Raw genomic sequence first — 25,352 nt, forward strand, 5'->3', positions numbered from 1 at the left:
ATGACCCCATGAGCCGAACCATCCAGGTGACCTTCGACGCCCACGACCCCGAGTCGCTGTCCCGCTTCTGGGCCGACGCCATGGGCTACGTCAACCCACCCCCGCCCGGGCGCGAGCTCGCGCCGGGCCAGGACCCCTTCGACGCGTGGCACGACTTCCTGCACGAGGTCGGTGTGCCGGAGTCGGAGTGGAACTCCGCGTCCGCGGCGCAGGATCCCGACGGCGACGGGCCCCGCCTGTTCTTCCAGCGGGTCCCGGAGGACAAGTCGGCGAAGAACCGGGTCCACCTCGACCTACGCGCGGCGCCGGGGCTCGAGGGCGAGGAGCGGATGGCCGCCCTCGAGGCCGAGTGCGAGCGCCTGGTCGCCCTCGGCGCGACCCGGGTCGAGCGGCACGAGCCCGCTCCACCCATGACCGCCGGCCACCTCGTGATGGCCGACCCGGAGGGCAACGAGTTCTGCCTCGACTGACCCGCGCGTACGACCGACCGCGCCGTCGTCGTCGTACGGAATCGGCCGACGCCTCAGCGTCATACGACCCCGCACCTATCGGTTCCGGCCCGTATGACGTCGCGCTGCCCGGCACCCCAGCGTCAGACGAACCCGCACCCGTGAGTGCCGGTTCGTATGACGCTGGCCGCCCCGGGAGCCGAGCGGACAGCAGCCGAGCGGACGGCAGCCGGGGGCTACCGCGCGCTGTAGTCGCGGAAGCCGCGACCGGCCTTGCGGCCGAGGTAGCCGGCGGTCACCAGGTGCTCGAGCAGCGGTGCCGGGGCGAACCCCGGCTCGCGGAACTCGAGGTAGAGCTCGCGCTGGATGGCCAGCGACACGTCGTTGCCGACCACGTCGAGCAGCTCGAACGGCCCCATCGGGAGGGCGCAGCCCTGCTTCATGGCGGTGTCGATGTCGTCGGCGGTCGCGTAGTGCGCCTCGAGCATCTTCACCGCGTCGTTGAGGTAGGGGAAGAGCAGCGCGTTGACGATGAAGCCGGAGCGGTCACCGCACCGCACCGCCACCTTGCCGACCTTCTCGCACAGCGCCAGCACGGTCTCGGTGACGGCCTCGTCGGTGGCGACGGTGGAGACGACCTCGACCAGCTTCATGATCGCGGCGGGGTTGAAGAAGTGCATCCCGATGACGTCCTGCGGGCGCTTCGTCACCCTGGCCATCGAGATGATCGGCAGCGACGAGGTGGTGGTCGCCAGGATGGCGCCGGCGCCACCTCGACCACCCGTGCAGATCTCGTCGAGGTTCTCGAACAGCGTGGTCTTGATGGCGAGGTCCTCGGCGATCGCCTCGACGACGAGGTCGACGTCCCTGAGGTCGTCGAGCGAGGTCGTGCCGCGCACGCGACCGAGGACCTCGGCCTTCTGCTCCTCGGTGGCCCGCCCGCGCTGGATCTGCTTGTCGAAGCTCTTCGTGATGGCGGCCACGACGCCGTCCACCTTGTCCTGTCCCCGGCCGGTGAAGACCACGTCGTAGCCCGCCTTGGCGAACACCTCGACGATCCCCGACGCCATCGTGCCGGTGCCCACGACGCCCACCAGCGCGATGTCGTGGCGCAGCTGCGGCTTGTCCTCGGCGCTCGGGGTGTGGGCGTCGGCGACGACGACCGGGCTGTCGGGCGCCTCGTAGGTGTAGAAGCCGCGGCCCGACTTGCGGCCGAGCAGACCGGCGGTGACGTACTGCTTGAGGATCGGCGCCGGGGCGTGCAGCCGGTCGCGGCCCTGCTTGTACATCGTGTCGAGGATCTCGTACGCCGTGTCGAGGCCGATCAGGTCGAGCAGTGCGAGCGGGCCCATGGGGTAGCCGCAGCCGAAGCGCATGGCGGCGTCGATGTCCTCGCGGGAGGCGTACCTGCCCTCGTACATCGCGACCGCGTGGTTGAGGTAGCCGAACAGGAGCGTGTTGGCGATGAAGCCGGCCTTGTCGCCGCAGACGACCGGGTTCTTGCCGAGGTCGACCAGGAGCGCCTGGACCGAGGCGAGCACGTCGGGCTCGGTGACGACGGTGCGGATGATCTCGACGAGGTTCTGCACGGGCGCCGGGTTGAAGAAGTGGACGCCCACGACCCGCCCGGGGCGGGCGTTGGCGGTGGAGATCTCGGTGACGCTGAGCGAGGAGGTGTTGGTCGCCAGCACGGCGTCGGGGCGGACGATGCCGTCCAGCGTCCGGAAGATCGACTTCTTGACCTCGAGCGACTCGACCACGGCCTCGACGACCAGGTCGGCGTCGGCGAGGTCGTGCATGTCGGTGGTGAGCGTGATCCGGCCGAGCAGCTCGTCGGCCTGCTCCTGCGTCATCTTCTCGCGCTTCACCGCGCGCCCGGTGGAGTGCTCGAGGTGCTCGCGTCCACGCTGCACGGCCGCCTCGTTGACCTCGACGCCGATGACCGCGTAGCCGTTGCGGGCGAAGACCTCGGCGATGCCGGCGCCCATGGTGCCGAGGCCGATCACGCCGACCGTGGTGAACGCAGGTGTCTCAGTCATGGACGCATGCTCCCATGCTGTCCGGGCATCACGGATGTGGGAAGCGTCACGCCGGTGGGGCCGCGGGCGGCCGGACGACGCGGACCTCGTCGCCCGGTCGGACCGGACCGGGGCGCACGACCCTGGCACAGAGCCCGCGCAGCCGGCGGGGCTTTCCCTCGGGTCCGTTGACGAAGGCCAGCGCGTCCTTCCCGAAGCGGGCGATGAACTTGCCGCAGCCGTTGTGCGGCTGGTCGGTGACCACGATGACCGCGCCGTCGGGGCCGCCGATGTGCAGCTCGCTCCACGCCGGCAGGTGGGCATGGGACAGGTCGAGGTCGACGAACATCTGGTCGCCCGCGAGCTGCTCGCGCGCGGGGTCCTGGGCGAGGAACTCGACCAGGCGGTGGTTCATCAGGTTGAGCTGCATGTCGGGGTGCGGCGAGCCGTCCGGCGTCCGGCGACTCCCCCGCTCGGACCACGTGTCACCCACCAGCCCCTCGGTGACGTCGAGGTGACCGACGTCGAGCACCTCCCGCCCGCCCGGTCCCGGTCGGCGTACGACCGCACGGAGCGTCCCGACGTCGCGCGGGCTCGCGTCGATCGTGGGCAGGAAGCCGGCGATCTCGTCCGTGGTGCGGTGGGGCCGGAGCACCCGCCGCATCCAGATCCGCCGACCGTGTCGCGAGAGCCCGAGCCGTTCCTCCTCCTCCGAGATCGCGAGCTGGGACGCCGTGCGGGGGTCGTCCTCGGCGAACTCGACGAAGCCGTGACGGGCGTAGAAGGGGGCGTTCCACGCGATGTCGGCGTACGTCGTCAGGGTCAGCGAGCCGTGCCCCTTGAGCGTCGCGCGTTGGGCGGCCGCCTCCAGCAGCGCAGCCCCGACACCTCGACGGGCATGGTCGGGGTGCACCGAGACCTGGTCCAGGTGGGCGTGCGACTCGAGGTCGCGGACGTGCGCGAAGCCGACCGCGGGGTCCCCCGCGACGAGGAGGAAGCCCGGCCCGGCCGCGCGGACGTGCCCGCTCACCGCCGGGGAGGCCAGTGCGTCGCCGGCGAGGTCTCCCAGGACCGCCTCGAACATCGCGAGCCCGGAGTCCTCAATGGCCGCGAGCAGAGGGAGGTCGCGCGCCCGCGCGGGGCGTACTGCGTGGTCGGTCACGAGGTCACTGTAGATTCGCCCGTCGTGAGGATCGTCGTCGCACGCTGCCAGGTGGACTACGCCGGACGGCTCTCGGCCCACCTGCCGCTCGCCACCCGCGTCCTGATGCTGAAGTCGGACGGGTCGGTCCTGATCCACTCCGACGGCGGCTCCTACAAGCCGCTCAACTGGATGTCGCCGCCGTGCACCGTGCGCGAGGGCGTCTCCGAGGACGGCCAGGCCGAGTGGCTGGTGACCGCGACGAAGTCAGACGACACCCTGCGCATCCTCATCGACGAGGTGCTGCACGACACCTCGCACGACCTGGGCGTCGACCCGGGGCTGCAGAAGGACGGCGTGGAGAAGCACCTGCAGGAGCTCCTCGCGGAGCACCCGGCCAGTCTTGCCGACGGCCTCACCCTCGTGCGCCGGGAGTACATGACCGCCATCGGCCCGGTCGACCTGATGTGCCGCGACGCCGACGGCCTCTCGGTCGCGGTGGAGATCAAGCGGCGCGGTGAGATCGACGGCGTCGAGCAGCTCACCCGCTACCTCGAGCTCCTCAACCGCGACCCGCTGCTCACCACGAGGGGGCCGGTCCGCGGGATCTACGCCGCCCAGGAGATCAAGCCCCAGGCCCGCGTGCTCGCCACCGACCGCGGCATCGCCTGCGCCCTCGTCGACTACGACGCCCTCCGCGGGATGGACGACGCCGAGCACCGGCTCTTCTGATGGTGCCCGAGCGCATCTTCCACATCGCCACGGACGCGGACTGGCGGCGGACGCTCCAGACCGGGACCTACACCACCTCGACCATGGGGCGCAGCCTCGACGAGGAGGGCTTCATCCACGCCAGCCGGCGTGACCAGGTGCCGGGCGTCTTCGACCGCTACTACCGCGGCGCCGGCGAGCACCTCGTGCTGCTCACCATCGACCCGGCCCGGCTCACCGGCGCCGAGGTACGGGTCGAGCCCGTCGGCGACGACACCTACCCCCACGTCTACGGACCGATCGACCGCGGAGCCGTTGTCGACGTGACGCCGCTCGACCGGCACGGCCGGCCCGAGACGCTCACGTCGCTGTGGGTGAAGGGGATGGCCGTACGCATGGGCGTGGCGCTCGTCGTGATGCTCGGGCTCGCGGCCCTGCTGTGGGCCCTCGGCGTCACCCGCTGACCGACTGACCTGCCCACGAGCGCGCCACCCACCCGTCGGCGTCGGCCTCCAGCGCGACCACGCCGCAGTTGGGCAGGGGCAGGTCGCGGGTGTGGTCGGGCGCCAGGTTGCGCGCCAGCAGCGGCAGCACCATGCACATCACCCCGCCGTGGCTGACGACCAGCACGGACTCGCCGCGGTGCGCGTCGGCGACCTCCTCGAGGACGGCCCGGTACCGCGCGAGCACCTCGAGCCCGCTCTCGCCCCCGGGGATGCGCGCGGAGAGGTCACCGCCCAGCCAGGCGGCGAAGGTCGCCGCGAAGGGGTCGGGGTCGCCCGTGGTCCCGGCGGCGTCGCCGACGCCGAACTCGCGCAGCCCGGTGCGTACGACGACGTCGACGCCGAGCCGCGCGGCGACGATCTCCGCCGTCTGCACCGCCCGCGACATGTCGCTCGTCCAGACCCGGTCGATGCGTTCGCCCCGGAGGCTCTCACCCAGCTCGTGCGACTGGGCACGCCCGAGGGAGCTCAGCCAGCCGCCGGCGTCGCTGAGCAGCTCGCTCTCGTAGTCGGCCGCGCCGTGCCGGGCCACGATGATCCGGGCGGCGCACTGCAGGTCACCCATCGGCCAGGCCCACCACGTCGTCGGCACAGCCCCAGCTCACGGTCACACCGCAGCCGCCGTGGCCGTAGCAGTGGACGACCTCGCCGACCCGCTCGAGGCGCACCGACGGGCGACCGGGCCGCAGCCCGACCTTGTGACGCAGCACGCGGGCGCCGGCCAGGCGCGGCTCGATCCGCGCTGCCCGCTCGAGGATCGACGCGGCCACCGCCGGGTCGGGGGTCCGACTCCACTCCCCCTCGACCGCCGTCCCGCCCAGCACGACGTCGTGGGCGCGCGGGACCACGTACGACGGGGTCTCGGCGTCGATCCACCAGCGGTCGATCCCCACCTGCTCCACCAGCACGACCTGACCACGCACGGGCGACACCGTGTGGTCACCGCCCAGGAGGCGCGCCCCGATGCCGCTGGCGTTGACGACCAGGGCGTCCCCCGTGGGCAGCGCGGACAGGTTCATCCGGGTGACGGTGCCGCCGAGCTGCTCGACCCGGGCGGAGAGCCAGCGGAGGTAGACCGGCATCTCGATCACCGGAGTGCGCATCGTCAGGCCGGACGCATACCCCGCGGGCAGGCTGGTCTCGCGGTCGGGTCCGGCGCCCGGGGGCAGGGCGTCGCGCCACCACAGGTCGCCGGACGACTCGCGGAAGAGCTCGGTGCCGGTGCGCATGACCACGCCGGCCGACTCGTCGTCGCACAGCTCCGCGAAGGCGTCGTACGCCGCCCGCGCCCACCTGACGACGTGCTCCTGCGGCCTGGAGTAGGGCGACCAGACAGCCGCAGCGACCGACGACGTCGTCTCCAGCGGCAGGTCGCGCCCGACCACGTCGACTCGGTGTCCCGCCTCGAGCAGACGCACGGCGCAGGACAGGCCGATCACGCCGGCCCCCACCACGATCACGCGTCGCATGGGAGCAGTCTGTCAGCCTCCGGCGCCGGCTTGGCGCGGAGCCGTGGGGTCCTCGCCCTCGCCGCCGTGCTCGCGGGCGACGTACTCCTCGATGTCCTCGATGTCGTCGCGGTTGCGGCTGGCGACGGCCAGCAGGTCGCTCATCGTGGCGACCTCCTCGACCTGCTCCTTGATGAACCACTGCATGAACTGCTCCGAGGCGAAGTCGCCCTCGTCACGCGCGGTGCGCAGCAGGCCGTTGATCTGGTCGGTGACCCGACGCTCCTGGGCCAGGGCGAGCTCGACCGGTGCCACGAGGTCGGGAAAGACCGACGTGGGTGCGTCAACGGCCGGGATGACGACGTCGGCGTCGGTGTCGACGAGGTACTGCACCATCATCATCGCGTGCCCGCGCTCCTCGAGCGCCTGCTCGTAGAAGAAGGCCGCCATGCGGGGCATCGTCAGCGCGTCGTAGTAGATGGCGCAGGCGAGGTACTGGTTGTGGGCGGCGAGCTCGTTGCCGATCTGGGCGTTGAGCTGCTCGACGAAGCGGGCGGCGGGCACGGGGGGCTCCTCGGTGGGGTGCGGGGGTCGAGCGTCGGCCGAGGGCGTCAGGCGGCCTTGGCGAGCTTCTTCTTGGTGACCTTCTTGCCGTCGAGCCGCACCAGCTTGCGCTTGTGGACGGTGTAGCCGGCCGGAAGGGTGCCTTCCTTGAGCATGCGGAGGGGGCAGCGCTGGCAGCGCTTCTTGGCCACGCAGCACTCCGTCTTGGGGAGCTTGCGCACCGTCAGACGGACCGAGGTCGTGTCCTTGGCCCGCGCCTTCTTGTCCTTCTTGTCGTGCTTGCCCACGCCGGGAGGGTATCAGAGAGTTAGGCGAGCCTTACCTGTCCTCGTCCAAGCCGTGGGCAGCACGGATCACGTCCACGAAGCCCCCCATGATCTCGGTCAGTCCGAAGTCCTTGGGCGTGTAGACCGCGGCCACCCCGCGCTCGATGAGCGCCCGGGCGTCGGAGCTCGGGATGATCCCGCCGACGATGACCGGGACGTCGCCGAGGCCTGCGGCCCTGAGCCCGTCGAGCACGTCGGGGACCAGCTCCATGTGCGAGCCGGAGAGGATCGAGAGGCCGACGAGGTGGACGTCCTCGGCCACGGCCGCGGCGACGATCTGCTCGGGCGTGAGCCGGATGCCCTGGTAGATCACCTCGAAGCCGGCGTCGCGCGCGCGTACGGCGACCTGCTCGGCCCCGTTGGAGTGGCCGTCGAGTCCTGGCTTGCCGACCAGCACCCGCAGCCGACCGCCCAGCTCCTCGCCGGTCGCCCTCACCCGCTCGCGCACGGCGGACAGCTCGGCGCCGGCGTCTGCGACACCGACGGCGCCGCTGACGCCCGTGGGCGCCCGGAACTCGCCGAAGACCTCGCGCAGCGTGCCGGCCCACTCCCCCGTCGTCGCGCCGGCCCGGGCCGCGACCAGCGTGGGCTTCATCAGGTTGGCGTCGGTCCGCGCGGCCTCGGCCAGCGCCGCCAGCGCCTCGGCGACCGCGGTCTCGTCGCGCTGCGCCTTCCAGGCCGCGACGGAGTCGAGGGCGGACTTCTCCGCCTCGGGGTCGGCGGCCATGATGGCGCCGTCGAGGTCGGCGGTCAGCGGGGACGGCTCGGTGGTCTCGAACCGGTTGACCCCGACGATGACCTCCTCGCCGGACTCGATGCGGGCGCGCCGGGCGGCGTGGGCGGACACCAGGTTCTGCTTCATGTAGCCCGACTCCACGGCGGCGATCGCCCCGCCCATCCCCTGGACCCGGTCGATCTCGGCCCGGGCGCCCTCGACGAGCTCGGCGACCTTGGCCTCGATGACGTGGCTGCCGGCGAAGATGTCGTCGTACTCGAGCAGGTCGGACTCGAAGGCTAGCACCTGCTGGAAGCGCAGCGACCACTGCTGGTCCCACGGCCTCGGCAGGCCGAGCGCCTCGTTCCACGCGGGCAGCTGGACGGCCCGGGCGCGGGCGTCCTTGGACAGCGTCACGCCGAGCATCTCGAGCACGATGCGCTGGACGTTGTTCTCCGGCTGCGCCTCGGTGAGACCGAGCGAGTTGACCTGCACGCCGTAGCGGAAGCGGCGCATCTTCGGGTCCTGAACCCCGTAGCGCTCCCGGGTGATCTCGTCCCACAGCTGCACGAAGGCCCGCATCTTGCAGGTCTCCTCGACGAACCGGACGCCGGCGTTGACGAAGAAGGAGATGCGACCGACGACCTTCTCGAAGTCGTCCTCGGAGACCTGGCCCGAGCTCCGCACCTGGTCGAGGACCGCGATCGCGGTGCACAGCGCGTAGGCGACCTCCTGCACGGGCGTCGCGCCGGCCTCCTGCAGGTGGTAGCTGCAGATGTTGATCGGGTTCCACTTCGGGATCTCGTGGACCGTGTAGGCGATCATGTCGGCGATCAGGCGCAGCGATGGCTCCGGCCCGAAGACGTAGGTGCCCCGGGACAGGTACTCCTTGATGATGTCGTTCTGCGTCGTGCCGGCGAGCAGGTGGGCGACCTCGTCGGGCGAGAGGTCGGGGTTCTGCTCCTCGGCGACCACCTGGTACATCGCGAGCAGCCACATGGCCGTCGCGTTGATCGTCATCGACGTGTTCATCTCGGTGAGCGGGATGTCGCGGAACAGCTTGCGCATCTCGCCCAGGTGCGGGACCGGTACGCCGACCTTGCCGACCTCGCCGCGGCTGAGCGGGCTGTCGGGGTCGTAGCCGGTCTGCGTCGGGAGGTCGAAGGCCACGCTCAGGCCGGTCTGCCCCTTGGCCAGGTTGGTGCGGTAGAGCGCGTTGGACGCCTCGGCCGTGGAGTGGCCGGCGTAGGTGCGCATCACCCAGGGCCGATCCTTGACAGGGCGGTCCGTCTCACCAGTCTCGGTCATGGTCGACAGGGTAGGGCGGCGGTTACCCGGCAGTCACCGGGCAGGACGTGTGACGGATGCCTCAGCGCCCCGCGCTGTCTGCGCGGCCTCAGGCGGTCGCGGCGACCCGCTCGACCTCGATCGCGTGGGCGAGCCGCGCCAGGTGCACCATCCGGCGCACGGCCGGGCCGGGGTTGCGGACCGTGAGGTGGTGGCCGGCGAGCCACGCGTGGCGGGTGGCGACCGCGAGGAGGCGCAGGGCCGTGAGGTCGATCGTGGACACGCCGGTCATGTCGATGACGACGTCCTCGTCGAGGACGTCGATGCACTCGTAGATGGCGTTGCGGACCTCCCACGTGCTGCGCACGTCGAAGTCCCCCTGCAGGACGAGCACGTGTGCATCCACGACGACGTCCGAGACGATGTCCATCCGGTGCTCCTCACCGGCGTCCCCCGACGCCTGGGTCGTGACCTCTGTCACTCCTACTGACGTAGTTGTACCCCGTTCGGTTGCATCGATGCCTCACCTTTTCCGGCGCGTCCCGGCGGTTAGGCTCCGCCCATGGTCAACCTGACGCGCATCTACACCCGCACCGGCGACGCCGGACGCACCCGCCTCGGCGACATGAGCGAGACCTCGAAGACCGACGCGCGCCTCGAGGCGTACGCCTGCGTCGACGAGGGCAACGCCCACATCGGCGTCGCGCTGGCCCACGGCGGCCTCGACGACGACGTCGTCGCGGTCCTCACCCGTGTGCAGAACGACCTCTTCGACGTGGGTGCCGACTTCTGCACCCCGGTCGTCGCGGACCCGGAGTACCCCCCGCTGCGGATCGAGCAGGACTACGTCGACCGTCTCGAGGCGTGGTGCGACCACTACAACGAGGACCTGCCCGCGCTGCGGTCGTTCATCCTCAACGGTGGCACCACCGCGGCGGCCCACCTGCACGTCGCGCGCACCGTCGTACGCCGTGCCGAGCGGGCCGGGTGGGCGGCCTGGGCCGAGCACGAGGACACCATGAACGTCCTCGCGATCACCTACCTCAACCGCCTCTCCGACCTGCTCTTCATCCTCGCCCGCCACGCCAACCGCGCGAACGGTGACGTGCTGTGGGTGCCCGGCGGCGAGCGCTGACCGCCATTGCCGGCGGCCTGTGGAGAGCCGCAGCCGGCTGTCGGCCCGCGGTGACACGATGAGCCCGCCATGGACATCCGCCGCGCGCTCACCGACGCCTACCTCGCCGGGTTCTTCGACCCCGGCACGCTGACGCGCGCCCGGCACTACCTCGACGCGGTCGAGGAGGTCGAGGTCGTCCACGAGACCGACAGCTCCTTGACCGCCACCGCGACGGTCCTGGGCACCGCCCCGGTCCCCTACCGGGTCCAGTTCCATGCCGAGGTCGACGACACGGCCGACTGGGTCTTCAGCGCCTGCTCGTGCCCCGTGGCGCGGATGTGCAAGCACGGCGCGGCCGTCGCGCTGACGCTGCGCTCCCCCGCGCCGGCGGTCACCGGTTCGGCCTGGCGCCACCAGCTCGGCCGGCTCACGGGCGACCTCGAGGCCCGGGCGCGCTCGACGCTGACCGGCCAGCGCCTCGGGCTCGAGCTCAGCAGGCGCCCGGCGTCACGCTGGTCCCGGGGGACGGCCGGCGAGCTCTCGATGCGTCCGGTGCGGCCCGGGGCGCGACGGGGGTGGGCGCGCAGCGGGGCGGAGTGGAGCGACATCGCCGGGCCGGTGGCGACCTCGCGCTTCGTGCCCGCGCAGGTCGACGCCCTGCGTGCCCTCCACCGCGGCCTGGTCGCGCGCCACGCCTACGTCGTGGCGGGCGCGCCCTCCGCCCTGGAGGACTACGGCGACCGCCTGGTGCCGACGCTGCGCCATGCGGTCTCCCAGGGGGTGACCCTCGTCCCCGGCGCCGGGCTCGCGTCGGTCGGCGTCGCCCCGGAGCCGGCGGAGGTCGTCGCCGACCTCGTCGAGGTCGACGACGAGCTGCGCCTCGAGGTCGCGGTGCGACTGCAGGGTCGACGCTGGCGCGCGGGCGCGGTGGTCCCCCTCGGTCGCCCGGCCACCTCGGTGGCCCTGTTCGAGGACGACGACGTGGTCCTCGCCGAGCTGTCGGAGCCGTGCCACGACGCGCTGATGGACCTCGTCCTCGACCGCGGGGGCGTGGTCGTCCCGCGTGACGAGCGCGACGCCTTCCTGGAGGCGCTCGCGCCCCTGGCGCGCAGCCTGGTGGTCGAGTCGTCCGACGGCTCGGTGGAGGTGCCGGCGCCGCCGCGCCCCCGGCTCTCGCTGACGGTCACCTGGCAGTCGTCGTCCTCGGCCGCCCTGCGCTGGCAGTGGGTCTACGGTGACCGGCGCTGCGACGTCGACGCGACCGACCCGCTCGACGGCCTGCGAGACCCCGCGGTCGAGCGCTCGGTCCTCGCCACGTTGCCCGACTCGCTCGCCCCTTCCGGTGCGACGACCGGGACCGTGCCGGACTCGGTGTCCGGGGGCGACGCCCTCGCGTTCGCCCTGCACGAGCTCCCGCACCTGCGCACCCTCCCCGACCTCGACGTCGACGAGCGCACGCCTCCCGACTTCCGTGAGTCGACCGAGGACCCCGAGATCGCCTTCGTGCTCGCTGACGCCCAGCCCGACCACACCGACTGGCTCGACCTGGAGGTACGGGTGAGCGTCGACGGCGAGCAGGTGCCGCTGCCCGACGTGCTGGCGGCGCTCACGCACGAGGAGGAGTTCCTGGTGCTGCCCAGCGGCCTCTACGTCACGCTCGACCGGCCCGAGTTCGCCCGGCTGCACGAGCTGGTGGCCCTGGCGGCCCAGCTGCGCGAGTCGGAGGCCGACCGCCTCAGCGTGGGCTCCCACGACGTGGCCGTGTGGGCCGAGCTGGCCGACCTCGGGGTCGTCGACGAGCGGGCTGCGGCGTGGGTCGAGCGGGCGACCGCCCTGCGCGCCGTCACCGACCTGCCGCGCCCCGACCCGCCGCCGGGCCTGACCACCGAGCTCCGCCCCTACCAGCGCGACGGCTTCTGGTGGCTGGCCTTCCTGCACGACCACGGACTCGGCGGCATCCTCGCCGACGACATGGGCCTCGGGAAGACGCTGCAGGTGCTCGCGCTCGTCGAGCACGTACGGTCCTCCGGGCTCGAGGCGCCCTTCCTCGTGGTCGCTCCGACGAGCGTGGTCACGGCGTGGCGCCAGCAGGCGGTCACCCACGCGCCGGGCCTGCGCGTGGGCGTCGTACGCCGTCGCACCGACGACGTGGCGCGGACCGCCGCGACCCACGACGTGGTGGTCACCACCTACGCCATGCTGCGCCTCGAGCACGAGCAGTTCGCCGCACGACGGTGGAGCGGACTGGTGCTCGACGAGGCGCAGCAGGTCAAGAACCACCTCGGCAAGACCTACGCCGCCGTCCGCTCGATCGACTCCGACTTCCGCCTCGCCGTCACCGGCACCCCCTTCGAGAACCGGCTGATGGAGCTCTGGGCGCTGCTCTCGATCACCGCGCCCGGCCTCTACCCCACCTCGCGGCGCTTCCGCGACGTCGTGGTCGGACCGGTCGAGAAGGACGGCGACGAAGCGTCGCTCCGGCGCTTCCGCACCCGCATCCGTCCCTTCGTGCTCCGGCGCACCAAGGACCTCGTCGCCGCCGACCTGCCGCCCAAGCAGGAGCAGGTCCTCGAGGTCGAGCTCGAGCCGCGGCACCGCCGGATCTACGACACCCACCTCGCCAAGGAGCGCCAGAAGATCCTGGGACTCGTGGACGACTTCGACCGCAACCGGATGGCGATCTTCGGTGCGCTCACCCGCCTGCGGCAGCTCGCCCTCGACCCCGCGCTCGTCGACCCCGCCCACGACCGGGTCGGCTCGGCGAAGACCCAGCTGCTCGCCGAGCACCTCGTCGAGATCACCGCCGAGGGCCACCGCTCGCTGGTGTTCAGCACGTTCACCTCCTATCTGCGCCGGGTGCGCGACCGGCTCACCGAGGAGGGCGTCGCGACCGTCTACCTCGACGGCTCGACGCGCGACCGCGAGGAGGTCATCGAGGCCTTCCGTCGCGGCGAGGCGCCGGTGTTCCTGATCAGCCTCAAGGCGGGCGGCACCGGCCTGACCCTCACCGAGGCCGACTACGTCTTCCTGCTCGACCCGTGGTGGAACCCCGCCGCCGAGGCGCAGGCGGTGGACCGCGCGCACCGGATCGGGCAGGACAAGCACGTCCTCGTCTACCGCATGGTGGCCACCGACACCATCGAGGAGAAGGTGACGGCCCTCAAGGCCCGCAAGGCCGAGCTGTTCGCCAAGGTGGTCGACGGCGGCGGCGCGACGTCGACCGGCATCACCGCCGACGACATCCGCGGACTGTTCGAGGACTGAACCCGCGCGCCTTTCGCTCGCATGCGCCTGCGCGGACGACCGCCTCGAGGCGACAATGCTCCGGACCGTCGCCCACACGCTCCGAGGAGAGACGTGCCCCTGCAGAGCTCCATCCCCGCACCGCCGCCGGCGCTGGCCACGATGACGAGCTTCGAGGACGCCTCCCGCCTGGTCCTCGACCACCTGCAGGCCCACGTGCCGATGGGATTCTGGACCGTGTCGCGGGTGATCGACGGTCGACAGGTCTACCTCGACGTAACCCCCGACAACGCGTTCGGGCTCGACGTGGGCGACGGGCCTGCCTGGGAGGACTCCCTGTGCCACGCGATGTGGGTCACCGGGGCTCCCAGCGTCGCTCCCGACATCACCCGCGTCCCGGCCTACTCCGGCAACAGCGCGGCGCGGGCCCTCGACGTCACCAGCTACGTCGGGATCCCCGTCTACAACAGCGACCAGACGCTCTTCGGCACGATCTGCGGCATCGACCCGGAGGCCCGACCCGAGTCCTTCACCGAGCTCACCCCGCTGCTGGAACTGCTCGGCCAGCTGCTGAGCGTGGTGCGCAACCTTGACGGCCGCACCGTCTCGCTGGCCCGGCGCCTGGAGCAGACCCTGCTGGAGTCGGAGACCGACCCGCTGACCGGGCTGCGCAACCGGCGCTCCTGGCACCGCGCGCTGTCGACCGAGGAGGCCCGCCACCACCGGCTCGGTGACCACGCGAGCATCGTGATGATCGACCTCGACGGCCTCAAGCAGGTCAACGACGGCCAGGGCCACGCAGCCGGCGACGCCATGCTGCGCCGGGCGGCCGGCGTGGTGCGCGGGTCGTCGCGACAGACCGATGTGGTGGCCAGGCTGGGTGGCGACGAGTTCGCCGTCCTGTGCCCACAGACCACCGCCTCCCAGGTCGCCGTCTACGCCGACCGGATCCGCACCGAGCTGGCTGCTGCCGGCCTCTCGGCGGGGGTCGGCGTCGCCACGCTCGACCGGACGGGCACGATCGCCGAGACCGAGGCCGCTGCCGACGCTGCGATGTACGTCGACAAGCGGCGACGCCGCGCCTGCTAGGCCACCCGCTCGGACTCGCCGACCCGCTGCTCACGGGCCGCCGGCACGACCAGCGCCGCGGGCATCAGGAGCACGGCGACCACGAGCAGGGCCTTGAGCGTGCCGACCTCGTCGCCGACGAAGCCGAGGAGCGGCGGGCCGGCGAGGAACGCCGCGTAGCCGATGGTCGACACGACGCTGACCCGCGACGCCGCCCGGACCGGGTCGTCGGCGGCGGCACTCATGCCGACGGGGAAGCCGAGCGAGGCGCCCACGCCCCAGAGCACGATGCCGACCACGACCAGCGCTGGCTGGTCGGCGAGGACGATCAGCAGGACGCCGGCGCCGGCGAGCACCATGGTGCCCCACAGCACGACCACGCGCCCGAACCTGTCGATCAGGCCGGTGCCGGCAAAGCGGCCCGCGGTCATCGCCAGCACGAAGACGGCGAACCCGGCCACCCCGACGGCGTGCGAGACGTCGTGCCCGTCGACCAGCGCGACGGCGAGCCAGTCGTTGGCCGTGCCCTCGGTCATCGCCAGGGCCAGCACCATCACGCCGATGAGCAGCGTGCGCGGCTCGAGCCACGCACGGGCCGCGGAGGAGGCGGTCTGCTCGTGCCGCTCCGCGACCGGCAGGAAGGACGGCGAGGAGCGCCAGACCAGCACGATGGCGAGCACCACCACGCCCACGAGGTGGACGACGGCGGGCACGTCGAGCTCGATCAGCAGCGCGCCACCCAGGGCGCCGACCACCGTGCCGCCGCTGAAGCCGGCGTGGAAGCGCGGCATGATCGTGCGCCGGAGGCCGCGCTCGACCTCGGCCCCCTCGACGTTCATCGCCACGTCCCACACGCCGATGCCCAGCCCGTAGACGAAGAGACCGGCGACGGTCAGCGGCAGCACGTGGCCCAGCCCGAGAGCGGCGGTGGCCATCCCGAGCGTGGCCGCGACCGTCCCCAGCCGCACGATGCGGACGGTGCCGAGGGCGTTGATGGCGGCGCCGGTGGTCGGCAGCGCCAGCACCGAACCCACCGCGATGGCGAGGAGGACGAGGCCGAGCTGACCGTTGGTGAGGTCGAAGCTGGAGCGCACCTCGGGGATGCGGGAGACCCAGCTGGCGAAGACCAGGCCGTTGAGGAAGAACGTCAGCCCCACGGCGTTGCGGGCGGCGGTCAGGGTCGGCACGGTGCTGCTCCTCGGTGCGGGCGGAACGACTCGAACGGGTGCGGGTGGGCGGCTCGACGGCCCGGCACCACGCCCGGCGGGCTAGCGCCTGTTCCAGTCGGTGCCGGGCGGGCCGGCCTCGAGCCAGGACTGGAAGCCGGTGAGGGACGCCTCGCTCATCGCGATCTCCAGCGGCTCGCCGTCGTAGTGGCACGAGGCCACGACGTGACCGTCGTAGAGCGACAGCTCCTCGGCCCCGGCCGGCGAGCGGCGCCCGGCGTAGTCGAGCAGGTCACGAGCCCACACCCGCTTGGGGCGCGGGGACAGGGAGAAGATGCGGAACCACTCCAGCGACTGCCCGGAGTAGCGCCCGATGCCGAGCAGCCAGCCGCGCCCGGGGTGCTCGGTGCGCACCCGGTAGCTGAGCTCGAAGGTGCCGCCGTGGCGCGCCAGCAGACGGCGCCGGACGATGAGGGCGACGCCGTAGAGCAGGGCGAGGAGCAGGCACAGCCCGACGATGTCGAGCGCCCATTCCCAGACCGGCATCCACACCCCTCGAACGCAGTGAGCGCACGAACCCTGCGGTTCGTGCGCTCACCCTAGCGGTCGGTCCGGAGCCCTCGTCAGGAGGCCCGCTCCACGGCCCGGATCCGGGCCTCGGCGCGTCGTACGGCCTCCTGGGCCGCGTCGTCGTTCTCGCCCGACGCCTTCGCCCGCTCGAGGTCCTGGCGTGCCTTCTCCAGGTCGATCTCGTGGGACATCTCGGCGCGCTCGGCGAGGATCGAGACGCGGTTGTCGGCGACCGAGAGGAACCCGGCGTCGACGGCCGCGATCCAGGTCTCGCCCTCTGCCGTCTGCACGTCCACGACGCCCTCGATGATCGAGGACAGCAGCGGCGCGTGGTTGGGCAGGATGCCGACGTCACCCTCGGTGGTGCGGGCGATGACCATGGTGGCCTGGCCCGACCAGACGAGCCGGTCGGCGGCGACCAGCTCGACCTGGAGGACCTTGTCGGACGACTCCGCCATCAGAGGCTCTTCTGGATCTCGGCCCACTTCTGCTCGACGTCGTCCAGACCGCCGCACATGAAGAAGGCCTGCTCGGCCACGTGGTCGTACTCGCCGTCAGCGATCTTGTTGAACGCCTCGATGGTGTCGGCCACCGGGACGGTCGAACCCTCGATGCCGGTGAACTGCTTGGCGACGTAGGTGTTCTGCGACAGGAAGCGCTGGATGCGGCGGGCCCGGGACACGATGATCTTGTCCTCCTCGGAGAGCTCGTCGACACCGAGGATCGCGATGATGTCCTGCAGCTCCTTGTTGCGCTGGAGGATCTGCTTGATCCGGACGGCGCAGCGGTAGTGGTCCTCACCGATGTACTGCGGGTCGAGGATCCGCGAGGTCGACGTCAGCGGGTCCACGGCCGGGTAGATGCCGAGCGAGGCGATCTCTCGCGACAGCTCGGTGGTCGCGTCGAGGTGCGCGAAGGTCGTGGCCGGAGCCGGGTCGGTGTAGTCGTCGGCGGGGACGTAGATCGCCTGCAGCGAGGTGATCGAGTGACCACGCGTCGAGGTGATGCGCTCCTGGAGCTGACCCATCTCGTCGGCCAGGTTGGGCTGGTAGCCCACCGCGGACGGCATGCGGCCGAGCAGCGTGGAGACCTCGGAACCGGCCTGGGTGAAGCGGAAGATGTTGTCGATGAAGAGCAGCACGTCCTGCTTCTGCACGTCGCGGAAGTACTCCGCCATCGTCAGGGCCGACAGGGCGACACGCAGGCGGGTGCCCGGCGGCTCGTCCATCTGACCGAAGACGAGGGCGGTCTGGCCGAGGACGCCGGCCTCCTCCATCTCGACGATGAGGTCGTTGCCCTCACGGGTGCGCTCACCGACACCGGCGAACACCGACACACCACCGTGGTCCTTGGCGACTCGCGCGATCATCTCCTGGATGAGCACGGTCTTGCCGACGCCGGCACCACCGAACAGGCCGATCTTGCCGCCCTGCACGTAGGGGGTCAGCAGGTCGATGACCTTGATGCCCGTCTCGAACATCTGGGTCTTGGACTCGAGCTGGTCGAAGGCCGGGGCCTTGCGGTGGATGCCCCAGCGCTCGGCGGGCTCGAAGGTCTCGCCCTCGGCGAGGTTGAGCACGTCGCCCGTGGTGTTGAACACCTTGCCGAGCGTCGCGTCGCCCACGGGGACCGTGATCGACGCGCCGGTGTCGGTGACCTGGCCACCGCGGACGAGGCCGTCGGTCGGCTTCATCGAGATCGCGCGGACCATGCCGTCACCGATGTGCTGGGCGACCTCGAGGATGATCGACTTGGTCTCGCCGCTCAGCTGGAAGTCGCAGGTCAGGGCGTTGTAGATGGGGGGCATCGAGTCGGTCGGGAACTCGATGTCCACGACGGGGCCGATGACCCGGGCGATGCGGCCGACAGCGCCGGCCCCGCCCTGGGTGGTCGTCTCTTCAACAGTGGCAGTCATGTTCACTCACTCCCGGCTTGTGCGTCGGCAAGGGCGTTGACGCCACCGACGATCTCGCTGATCTCTTGGGTAATGCCAGCCTGGCGGGCCTGGTTGGCGATGCGCTTGTACTTCTTGATGAGCTCGTCGGCGTTGTCCGTGGCGGACTTCATCGCCTTCTGGCGAGCGGCCAGCTCGGAGGCGGCCGCTTGCAGCAGGGCGAAGAAGATCCGGCTCTGGACGTAGCGCGGGAGCAGGGAGTCGAGCACCTCCGAGGGGGACGGCTCGAACTCGTAGAGCGGCAGCAGGTCAGCCTTGTCGGGCGCCTCGGTGCCCTCGACGACCTCCAGCGGCAGCAGGCGTACGGCCGTCGGCTCCTGGCTCAGCATCGAGCGGAACCGCGTGTAGACCACGTGGACCTCGTCGACCGCGTGGCCCTCGTCGCCGGTCTCGGCGAGGAACGCCTCGATCAGCGTCGCGCCGATCTCGGCAGCCACGTCGTAGGTCGGCTGGTCGGAGAAGCCCGTCCAGGCCTGGACCACCGCGCGCTGGCGGAACTTGAAGTAGGCCTCGCCCTTGCGACCGCTGGTGTAGAGGTCGACGTCCTTGCCCTCGCCCTTGAGCTTCTCGACGAGGCGCTCGGCCTCCTTGATCACGCTCGAGGAGTAGGCGCCGGCCAGACCGCGGTCGGAGGTGATGATGAGGACTGCGGCCTTCTTCGGGTCCTCCGGCTCCAGCGTCAGCGCGTGGTCGACGTTGGAGAACGTCGCCACGGCCGACACCGCGCGGGTGAGCTCGCGGGCGTACGGCGCTGCCGCCTGGGCCCGCTGCTGCGCCTTGATGATGCGGGACGCCGCGATGAGCTCCATGGCACGCGTGATCTTCTTCATCGACTCCGTCGACCTGATCCGCGCGCGGTACTCGCGTACCGAGAGAGCCATCGTCAGCCCCGCTTCTGCTTGACGATCTGCTCCTGCTCGACGTCCTCGTCCTCGAGGGCGACGTGCTCTTCCTTGCCGGCCTTGATGCTCTGGCCGTCGGAGGTCTCGAACTGGTCGAGGAAGGAGTCGTAGGCAGATGCCAGCTGGTCCTCGGTGGAGTCCTCGAACTTCAGGGACTCCCGGATGCCGGCGAGGATGCCCTCGTGGCTGCGGCGCAGGTAGTCGAGGAACTCGTTCTCGAAGCGCAGCACGTCGTCGGTCGGGACCTTGTCGAGGCGACCCGACGTGCCGGTCCACAGCGAGACGGTCATCTCCTCGACCGGGTACGGCGAGTACTGCGGCTGCTTGAGCAGGGCCATCAGGCGCTGACCGCGGTCGAGCTGCTGGCGCGAGGCCGCGTCGAGGTCGGAGGCGAACATCGCGAAGGCCTCCATGGCGCGGAACTGCGCCAGGTCGACCTTGAGCGAGCCGGTGACCGCCTTCATGGCCTTGGTCATCGCCGAGCCACCCACGCGCGAGACCGAGACACCCACGTCGATGGCGGGGCGCTGGTTGGCCGCGAACAGGTCGGACTGGAGGAAGATCTGACCGTCGGTGATCGAGATGACGTTGGTCGGGATGAAGGCCGAGACGTCGTTGGCCTTCGTCTCGATGATCGGCAGACCGGTCATCGAGCCCTTGCCCATGTCGTCGGACAGCTTCGCGCAACGCTCGAGGAGCCGGCTGTGCAGGTAGAACACGTCGCCGGGGTAGGCCTCGCGGCCCGGCGGGCGACGCAGCAGCAGCGACACCGCGCGGTAGGCCTCGGCCTGCTTGGTCAGGTCGTCGAAGACGATCAGGACGTGCTTGCCGTCGTACATCCAGTGCTGGCCGATGGCCGAGCCGGTGTAGGGCGCGAGGTACTTGAAGCCCGCGGAGTCCGACGCCGGCGAGGCGACGATGGTGGTGTACTCCAGCGCGCCCGCCTCCTCGAGGGCGCCACGCACGGAGGCGATGGTCGAGCCCTTCTGGCCGATGGCGACGTAGATGCAGCGCACCTGCTTGTCCGGGTCACCGGACTCCCAGTTGGCCTTCTGGTTGATGATCGTGTCGATCGCGATCGTGGTCTTGCCGGTCGCGCGGTCACCGATGATCAGCTGGCGCTGGCCACGGCCGATCGGCGTGAGGGAGTCGATGGCCTTGATGCCGGTGGCCAGGGGCTCGTGCACGGACTTGCGCACCATCACGCCGGGAGCCTGCAGCTCGAGGGCGCGGCGCTCGTCGGACGCGATCTCGCCGAGGCCGTCGATCGGGGTGCCGAGCGGGTCGACCACGCGGCCGAGGTAGCCCTCGCCCACGGGGACCGAGAGGATCTCGCCCGTGCGACGCACGGTCTGGCCCTCCTCGATCTTGTCGAAGTCACCCAGGACCACGACGCCGACCTCGCGGGTGTCGAGGTTGAGGGCGAGGCCGAGCGTGCCGTCCTCGAACTCGAGCAGCTCGTTGGCCATCACCGACGGCAGGCCGGAGACACGGGCGATGCCGTCCGCGGCCTCGGCCACGGTGCCGACCTCTTCCTTGGTCGCCGACTCGGGCTTGTAGTCCGACACGAAGCGCTGAAGAGCGTCGCGGATCTCGTCCGGACGGATGGACAGCTCCGTCATTTCATCTCACCTGTTCTCTGGTCTGCTCGAAAGTTTGTGGATGTCACTGGTCAGCCGGCGAGCCTGCGCCCGGCCTCGTCGAGGCGGGAGGAGACGGTGCCGTCGATGACGTCGTCGCCGATCTCGACGCGGATGCCACCGATGACCTCCGGGTCGACGATGACGTTGAGGTGCACCTCGCGACCATAGGTGCGCGCAAGGGCGGCGGCCAGCCGGTCACGCTCGGGCTGGCCGAGCGGCTGGGCCACGCGCACGGTCGCGACCCCCTGCCCGCGGACCTCCGCAGCCACCTTCTGGTAGCTGGCAAGGGCCACCGTCACGGTGCGGTGGCTCCCCGACAGCGACTGCCGCACGAGGGCCACGGTCGCGGGGAGGACCTTGTCGCCGAGCAGGCCGCTGATGAGGGCCGACTTGTCGTCGCGGCTGCGAGCCGGGTCGGACAGCGCGTCACGCAGGTCCGGGTTGGCCTGGACGAGCCGACCCACCGCGAAGATCTCGTCCTCGAGGCGGGCGACGTCGCCGCCGGTCGACCGGACGGCCGCCACGACCCCCAGCTCCTCGAGCGCGTCGGGCAGGTCGCGCCCCGCGCTCCAGCGCTGGGAGACCGCGGTGGTCACCACGTCGAGCGCCTCTGTCGAGACCTTGCCGGCCAGCACTCCGCGCAGGAGGTCGGCCTTGGCCGCGCCGGGGATCGACGCGTCGGTCGCGACGCGTCGCAGGCCCGGCTCGGAACGGACCAGGTCGGAGATCCCGAACAGGTCCTGAGCCACCTTGCCCAGGTCGCCGGAGGCCGGAAGGGCCTCGGCGGCTGCGGCGTAGGCGTCCGCGGACGCTCCTCGCATCATCAGTTGACGCTCCCCGAGGTGGTGCCGTTCTGCGTCTCGAGCTCGGAGAGGAAGCGGTCGACCACGCGGCTCTGGCGAGCCTCGTCGTCGAGGCTCTCTCCCACGATGCGACCGGCCAGGCCGGTCGCGAGCGCGCCGACCTCGGCGCGGAGCGAGGTGACCGCCTGCTGGCGCTCCGCCTCGATCTGCGTCTTGCCGTGCTCGACGATGCGGGTGGACTCGGCCTGGGCCTGCTCCCGCATCTCGGCGATGATCCCGGCGCCCTGCTCGCGTGCCTCCTCACGGATGCGCGCGGCCTCGTGCCGGGCGTCGGCGAGCTGCTTCTCGAGCTCGGCGAGCTTGGCGTCGGCCTCGGCCTGCTTGGACTCGGCCGCACTGAGTCCACCCTCGATCGCCTGCGTGCGCTCGGCGAACGTCTTCTCGAAGCTCGGCACGACGAACTTGCGCATGAGCACATAGAGGATCGCGAAGACGATCAGGGCGAGGATGACCTCTGACCAGACCGGCAGAACCGGACTGTGGGTCTCCCCCTCCGCCGCCGCCAGGACGATGTGGTCCATGAGTCGAACTCCTACGGTCTAGAGCTGGGTGCGGTGGTCGTCAGAGAGGCAGGACGAACGCGAGCGCGACGGTGATGATGAAGAGCGCCTCGGCGAGAACGAAGCCAAGGATGGCGATCGACTGCAGACGGCTCTGGGCCTCGGGCTGGCGCGCGACACCGGAGATGAACGCGGCGAAGATCAGGCCGATACCGACACCGGGACCGATGGCGGACAGGCCGAGACCGACCAGGTTGATGGAGCCTTCCACGGCTTTTCCTTTCGTCGGCGACGCGTCTCTCGCGCCGCTGTTTGGCGAAACTTGTGGGGTGGTGCGGATCAGTGCTCGTCGGCGAGGGCCTCGCCGATGTACATCGAGCTCAGGAGGGTGAAGACGTAGGCCTGGAGGAACATGACCAGCATCTCCAGGAAGCTGACGCCGATGCCGAGCCCGAAGGACAGCACGCCGACAGCGCCGTAGAGGATGTTGCCACTCGCGAGGAGGGCGGCACCGCCGGTGGCGAACAGGATCAGCAGCAGGTGGCCGGCGAACATGTTGCCGAACAGACGCAGCGTGAGCGTGAACGGGCGGATGATGATGTTGGAGAAGAACTCCAGCGGCACGAGCAGCAGCAGGATCGGGCCCTTGACGCCGCTGGGCATCGTGGCGTGCTTGAGGTAGCCGAGCGCTCCGTGCTTCCAGATGCCGGCGCCGATGTAGAGGAGCCAGCTCATCAGCGCGAGCGGCACGATGAAGCCGATGCGCGAGAAGCTCGGGAACTGCAGGAACGGGATCACGCCGTAGTAGTTGTTCACCAGGATGAAGGTGAACAGCGTGAAGAGGTAGGGCACGAACTTCATGTAGTGCTCGCTGCCGATGTTGTCGCGAGCCATGTTGTTGCGCACGAAGCCGTAGATCATCTCGCCGGCGAACTGCACGCGTCCCGGCACGAGCGAGGCGTTGCGCGTGGCGGCGTAGAAGAAGCCGAAGATCAGCACGGCCGACAGCGCGAGCAGCAGCATCGGCTTCGTGACGTCACCGAAGATCGGGGGCAGCTCGAAGCTCCCGGGGCCGGGGGCCTGGAATCCCGAACCGCCCTCTGCCGCGACAGGCTGGCTGATGCTCACTCCGACTCCTCGTTGCTCGTCTTGTTGCTCGTCGTGCTGCTCGTGGTGCTGACCTGCGCCTGCTCCGCGGCGGTCTGCCGCCGGAGCTGCACGATCATCATGTACGTGCCAAGTCCGCCGCCCAGCAGGACTCCCGCCGCCACCAGGAAGCGGGTGCCCAGCCACTGGTCCAGGAGCCAACCGACCGCTCCGTAGAACAGCACCCCGGCCACCAGGTAGCTGGGAACGCTGCTGCGTGGCGGCTGGGAGGTCGTGGCACCGGACTCGGCCATGGCGCTGCGGACTTTAGCAGTCGTGGCAGTCATGACTCACCCCCGGGCGGGAGGTCGAAGTAGGGGGCCCGCTCGCGAGCGGTCAGCACGAGGTGGGCGGCCGTCCACACCAGCGTGGCGAGCACCATCCCCGCGGCCAACCAGCCGCGCGCCTGGTCGCTGGAGAAGGCGTCGCCGCGCGTGATCGCGAGGAAGACCAGCAGCACGATCGCGAGCTGGGTCGCGTAGGTGACGAGTGCGACCAACAGGGACGCCGTGGGCATCGCGCTCGCGACGACGTGCAGCGACAGCGTGCCGAAGGACACTACGACGACCACCAGCGCGGCGCCGACCGCGGCTGCTCCGGCCGCCTCCGCGCCGTGCACGACGACGGCGAGGGCCACGAGGAGAGCGCCGGCGAGCGCCGTGAGGGCGGCTGCGCGGACGACGACCCGGACGCCCGGCACGAGGCTGCTGCGGCGGGTGATCGCGCGGCTCTCGGTCGTCATTTCGGCGGCCTGTCTGGTCTCGGCGGTCGGTGCGTGACTGCTCGTGAAAACTATCACAAGGTCGTCGGACCGCCGCAATTCAGGAGCCCGGGACGGCCTCGTCCGTGCGCTCCTCGGCACGCCCCTCGGGGCCGGCGTTCTCGGAGAGCCCGGTGTCCCCCAGCCCCGTCTTGCGCGGGCGGTGGACCTTGGGCAGCACGAAGGTAAGCGCCACGCTCAGCACGATCATCGAGCCGACGCTCCACCACACCAGGGGGTCGTCGAACAGGCTGACCAGGACGGCTCCGGTCGCGATCGTGAAGGCCCACGTCCACATGATCAGCACCGCACGTCGCTGGGAGTGGCCGATCTCGAGGAGGCGGTGGTGCAGGTGCTGCTTGTCGGCGCTCATCGGCGAGCGGCCCGCGCGGGTGCGTCGTACGACGGCCAGCACGAGGTCGACGATCGGCACCATCAGCAGCGAGATCGGCAGCAGCACCGGCAGCACGGTCACGAAGAGGCTGTTGCCCGTCGTCTCCGGCATGCCGACGAACTGACCGGTCAGGGTCAGCGCGCTCGCGGACAGCACCAGCCCGATCAGCATCGAGCCGGAGTCGCCCATGAAGAGACGGGCGGGATGGAAGTTGTGCGGGAGGAAGCCCGCGCACGCCCCCGCCAGGGCCGCGCTCAGCAGGGCGCCGGTCGTGGCGAGCGTCAGGTTGGTCTGCGCGGAGGCGAAGTAGCAGTAGAGGAAGAACGCCGCCGCACCGATGCCCACCACGCCCGCGGCGAGGCCGTCGAGCCCGTCGACGAAGTTGACGGCGTTCATCGTGCCGATCACCACGACCAGGGTCAGCACCGCACCCTGAACGTCGTCGAGGGAGAACTGCGTGCCGTCGGCGGCCGGGAAGTAGTAGAAGCGCACCCCCTGGGTGACCAGCAGGCCGGCGGCGAGGACCTGCCCGCCCAGCTTGGTCAGCGCGTCGAGGTCGAAGATGTCGTCGATCACCCCGACCGCGCACACCAGGGCCCCCGCCAGGAGCACGGCACCGGCGTCGGGGAGGACGAACTCCTCGCTCGTGGACAGGAACGGCAGGTGCCGGGCGACGAGGTAGGCGGCGTAGAGGCCGCCGAGCATGGCCAGGCCGCCGAGGTAGGGGATCGGCTCGGCGTGCACGTCGCGGTCGCGGACGGGGGCGACGGCACCCGTGCGCAGCGCGATCTCCCGCGCGACGACCGTGAGGAGGTAGGTCACCGAGAGGGCGACCAGGAAGACGAGGAGGTACTCCCGCATCCG

27 protein-coding genes are annotated in these 25,352 nt (G+C 71.0%); 6 read left to right on the forward strand and 21 right to left on the reverse strand.

Going from position 1 to position 25,352, the window contains the following annotated elements:
• The first annotated feature begins 8 nt into the window (after positions 1-8).
• A complete protein-coding gene (locus tag Q1B24_RS10820; protein ID WP_299927715.1) occupies positions 9-470 on the forward strand; it encodes a VOC family protein in 462 nt (153 codons plus the stop codon).
• A gap of 215 nt (positions 471-685) precedes the next feature.
• Here Q1B24_RS10820 and Q1B24_RS10825 read toward each other — a convergent pair whose 3' ends face one another.
• Together Q1B24_RS10825 and Q1B24_RS10830 are read right to left on the reverse strand one after the other, a co-directional pair.
• Positions 686-2,488 (reverse strand): 3-hydroxyacyl-CoA dehydrogenase family protein, encoded by a 1,803-nt coding sequence (locus Q1B24_RS10825; RefSeq protein WP_299927718.1) that lies wholly within the window; start codon positions 2,486-2,488, stop codon positions 686-688.
• Between the two features lie 46 nt (positions 2,489-2,534).
• Positions 2,535-3,629, reverse strand: coding sequence for a GNAT family N-acetyltransferase (locus Q1B24_RS10830; protein ID WP_299927721.1), 1,095 nt, complete (start codon positions 3,627-3,629; stop codon positions 2,535-2,537).
• A 24-nt stretch (positions 3,630-3,653) separates the two neighbouring features.
• On the opposite strand from Q1B24_RS10830, the gene nucS reads away from it, so the two are divergent.
• Complete coding sequence (gene nucS / locus Q1B24_RS10835) at positions 3,654-4,340, forward strand: endonuclease NucS (RefSeq protein ID WP_299927724.1); 687 nt, start codon at positions 3,654-3,656, stop codon at positions 4,338-4,340.
• Positions 4,340-4,783 (forward strand): DUF952 domain-containing protein, encoded by a 444-nt coding sequence (locus Q1B24_RS10840; protein ID WP_299927727.1) that lies wholly within the window; start codon positions 4,340-4,342, stop codon positions 4,781-4,783. Before nucS ends, Q1B24_RS10840 begins: the two co-directional genes overlap by 1 nt.
• Here the strand turns inward: Q1B24_RS10840 and Q1B24_RS10845 are convergent.
• From Q1B24_RS10845 to Q1B24_RS10870, 6 genes are all read right to left on the reverse strand, one after another.
• Entirely contained in the window at positions 4,773-5,387 is a 615-nt protein-coding gene (locus Q1B24_RS10845; protein WP_299927730.1) for a histidine phosphatase family protein, read from the reverse strand. The two genes, Q1B24_RS10840 and Q1B24_RS10845, sit on opposite strands and share 11 nt — an antisense overlap.
• Positions 5,380-6,291 (reverse strand): FAD-dependent oxidoreductase, encoded by a 912-nt coding sequence (locus Q1B24_RS10850; RefSeq protein ID WP_299927733.1) that lies wholly within the window; start codon positions 6,289-6,291, stop codon positions 5,380-5,382. Before Q1B24_RS10850 ends, Q1B24_RS10845 begins: the two co-directional genes overlap by 8 nt.
• A gap of 12 nt (positions 6,292-6,303) precedes the next feature.
• The gene (locus Q1B24_RS10855; protein WP_299927736.1) at positions 6,304-6,834 is read right to left on the reverse strand and encodes a ferritin; all 531 of its coding nucleotides are present in this window, start codon (positions 6,832-6,834) and stop codon (positions 6,304-6,306) included.
• Between the two features lie 47 nt (positions 6,835-6,881).
• The gene (locus Q1B24_RS10860; RefSeq protein ID WP_299927739.1) at positions 6,882-7,121 is read right to left on the reverse strand and encodes a hypothetical protein; all 240 of its coding nucleotides are present in this window, start codon (positions 7,119-7,121) and stop codon (positions 6,882-6,884) included.
• 31 nt (positions 7,122-7,152) lie between these two features.
• Positions 7,153-9,183: a protein meaA gene (locus tag Q1B24_RS10865; protein ID WP_299927742.1), complete on the reverse strand. Its 2,031-nt coding sequence runs from the start codon at positions 9,181-9,183 to the stop codon at positions 7,153-7,155.
• 88 nt (positions 9,184-9,271) lie between these two features.
• A complete protein-coding gene (locus Q1B24_RS10870) occupies positions 9,272-9,592 on the reverse strand; it encodes an STAS domain-containing protein (RefSeq protein ID WP_299927745.1) in 321 nt (106 codons plus the stop codon).
• A gap of 132 nt (positions 9,593-9,724) precedes the next feature.
• Between Q1B24_RS10870 and Q1B24_RS10875 the strand changes: the two genes are divergently transcribed.
• The 3 genes from Q1B24_RS10875 (at position 9,725) to Q1B24_RS10885 (ending at position 14,611) form a co-directional block, all read left to right on the forward strand.
• Positions 9,725-10,297: a cob(I)yrinic acid a,c-diamide adenosyltransferase gene (locus Q1B24_RS10875; protein ID WP_299927748.1), complete on the forward strand. Its 573-nt coding sequence runs from the start codon at positions 9,725-9,727 to the stop codon at positions 10,295-10,297.
• Positions 10,298-10,366: 69 nt separating this feature from the next.
• Complete coding sequence (locus Q1B24_RS10880) at positions 10,367-13,543, forward strand: DEAD/DEAH box helicase (protein ID WP_299927751.1); 3,177 nt, start codon at positions 10,367-10,369, stop codon at positions 13,541-13,543.
• Between the two features lie 93 nt (positions 13,544-13,636).
• A complete protein-coding gene (locus Q1B24_RS10885) occupies positions 13,637-14,611 on the forward strand; it encodes a GGDEF domain-containing protein (RefSeq protein ID WP_299927753.1) in 975 nt (324 codons plus the stop codon).
• On the opposite strand, the gene Q1B24_RS10890 is transcribed toward Q1B24_RS10885, so the two are convergent.
• The 13 genes from Q1B24_RS10890 to Q1B24_RS10950 all read right to left on the reverse strand — a co-directional run bounded on the left by Q1B24_RS10890 (position 14,608) and on the right by Q1B24_RS10950 (position 25,349).
• Entirely contained in the window at positions 14,608-15,777 is a 1,170-nt protein-coding gene (locus tag Q1B24_RS10890) for an MFS transporter (protein WP_299927755.1), read from the reverse strand. The genes Q1B24_RS10885 and Q1B24_RS10890 overlap by 4 nt on opposite strands.
• 81 nt (positions 15,778-15,858) lie before the next feature.
• Complete coding sequence (locus tag Q1B24_RS10895) at positions 15,859-16,302, reverse strand: DUF2550 domain-containing protein (protein WP_299927757.1); 444 nt, start codon at positions 16,300-16,302, stop codon at positions 15,859-15,861.
• 77 nt (positions 16,303-16,379) lie between these two features.
• Complete coding sequence (locus Q1B24_RS10900) at positions 16,380-16,784, reverse strand: F0F1 ATP synthase subunit epsilon (RefSeq protein WP_299927761.1); 405 nt, start codon at positions 16,782-16,784, stop codon at positions 16,380-16,382.
• Positions 16,784-18,241: a F0F1 ATP synthase subunit beta gene (gene atpD, locus Q1B24_RS10905; protein ID WP_299927764.1), complete on the reverse strand. Its 1,458-nt coding sequence runs from the start codon at positions 18,239-18,241 to the stop codon at positions 16,784-16,786. The genes Q1B24_RS10900 and atpD overlap by 1 nt, the downstream gene beginning before the upstream one ends.
• Before the next feature lie 2 nt (positions 18,242-18,243).
• Positions 18,244-19,161 carry a F0F1 ATP synthase subunit gamma gene (locus tag Q1B24_RS10910; protein WP_299927767.1) on the reverse strand — a complete coding sequence of 306 codons (918 nt, stop codon included), beginning with the start codon at positions 19,159-19,161 and terminating at the stop codon, positions 18,244-18,246.
• Between the two features lie 2 nt (positions 19,162-19,163).
• On the reverse strand, positions 19,164-20,804 hold the full coding sequence (atpA, locus tag Q1B24_RS10915) for a F0F1 ATP synthase subunit alpha (protein ID WP_299927770.1): 1,641 nt from the start codon (positions 20,802-20,804) through the stop codon (positions 19,164-19,166).
• Between the two features lie 50 nt (positions 20,805-20,854).
• Complete coding sequence (locus tag Q1B24_RS10920) at positions 20,855-21,649, reverse strand: F0F1 ATP synthase subunit delta (protein ID WP_299927773.1); 795 nt, start codon at positions 21,647-21,649, stop codon at positions 20,855-20,857.
• Positions 21,649-22,209: a F0F1 ATP synthase subunit B gene (locus tag Q1B24_RS10925; RefSeq protein ID WP_299927776.1), complete on the reverse strand. Its 561-nt coding sequence runs from the start codon at positions 22,207-22,209 to the stop codon at positions 21,649-21,651. Before Q1B24_RS10925 ends, Q1B24_RS10920 begins: the two co-directional genes overlap by 1 nt.
• Before the next feature lie 40 nt (positions 22,210-22,249).
• Positions 22,250-22,459 (reverse strand): ATP synthase F0 subunit C, encoded by a 210-nt coding sequence (gene atpE / locus Q1B24_RS10930; protein ID WP_030482691.1) that lies wholly within the window; start codon positions 22,457-22,459, stop codon positions 22,250-22,252.
• A 68-nt stretch (positions 22,460-22,527) separates the two neighbouring features.
• On the reverse strand, positions 22,528-23,316 hold the full coding sequence (gene atpB / locus Q1B24_RS10935) for a F0F1 ATP synthase subunit A (protein WP_299927780.1): 789 nt from the start codon (positions 23,314-23,316) through the stop codon (positions 22,528-22,530).
• Positions 23,313-23,621, reverse strand: a complete 309-nt coding sequence (locus Q1B24_RS10940; protein WP_299927783.1) for an AtpZ/AtpI family protein — start codon at positions 23,619-23,621, stop codon at positions 23,313-23,315. Before Q1B24_RS10940 ends, atpB begins: the two co-directional genes overlap by 4 nt.
• Positions 23,618-24,076, reverse strand: coding sequence for a hypothetical protein (locus Q1B24_RS10945; RefSeq protein ID WP_299927786.1), 459 nt, complete (start codon positions 24,074-24,076; stop codon positions 23,618-23,620). The genes Q1B24_RS10940 and Q1B24_RS10945 overlap by 4 nt, the downstream gene beginning before the upstream one ends.
• Before the next feature lie 79 nt (positions 24,077-24,155).
• Positions 24,156-25,349, reverse strand: a complete 1,194-nt coding sequence (locus tag Q1B24_RS10950; RefSeq protein ID WP_299927789.1) for an MraY family glycosyltransferase — start codon at positions 25,347-25,349, stop codon at positions 24,156-24,158.
• Positions 25,350-25,352 lie beyond the last annotated feature (3 nt).

Origin of the sequence: uncultured Nocardioides sp., assembly GCF_947488025.1 — a bacterium.
Lineage (GTDB): Bacteria > Actinomycetota > Actinomycetes > Propionibacteriales > Nocardioidaceae > Nocardioides.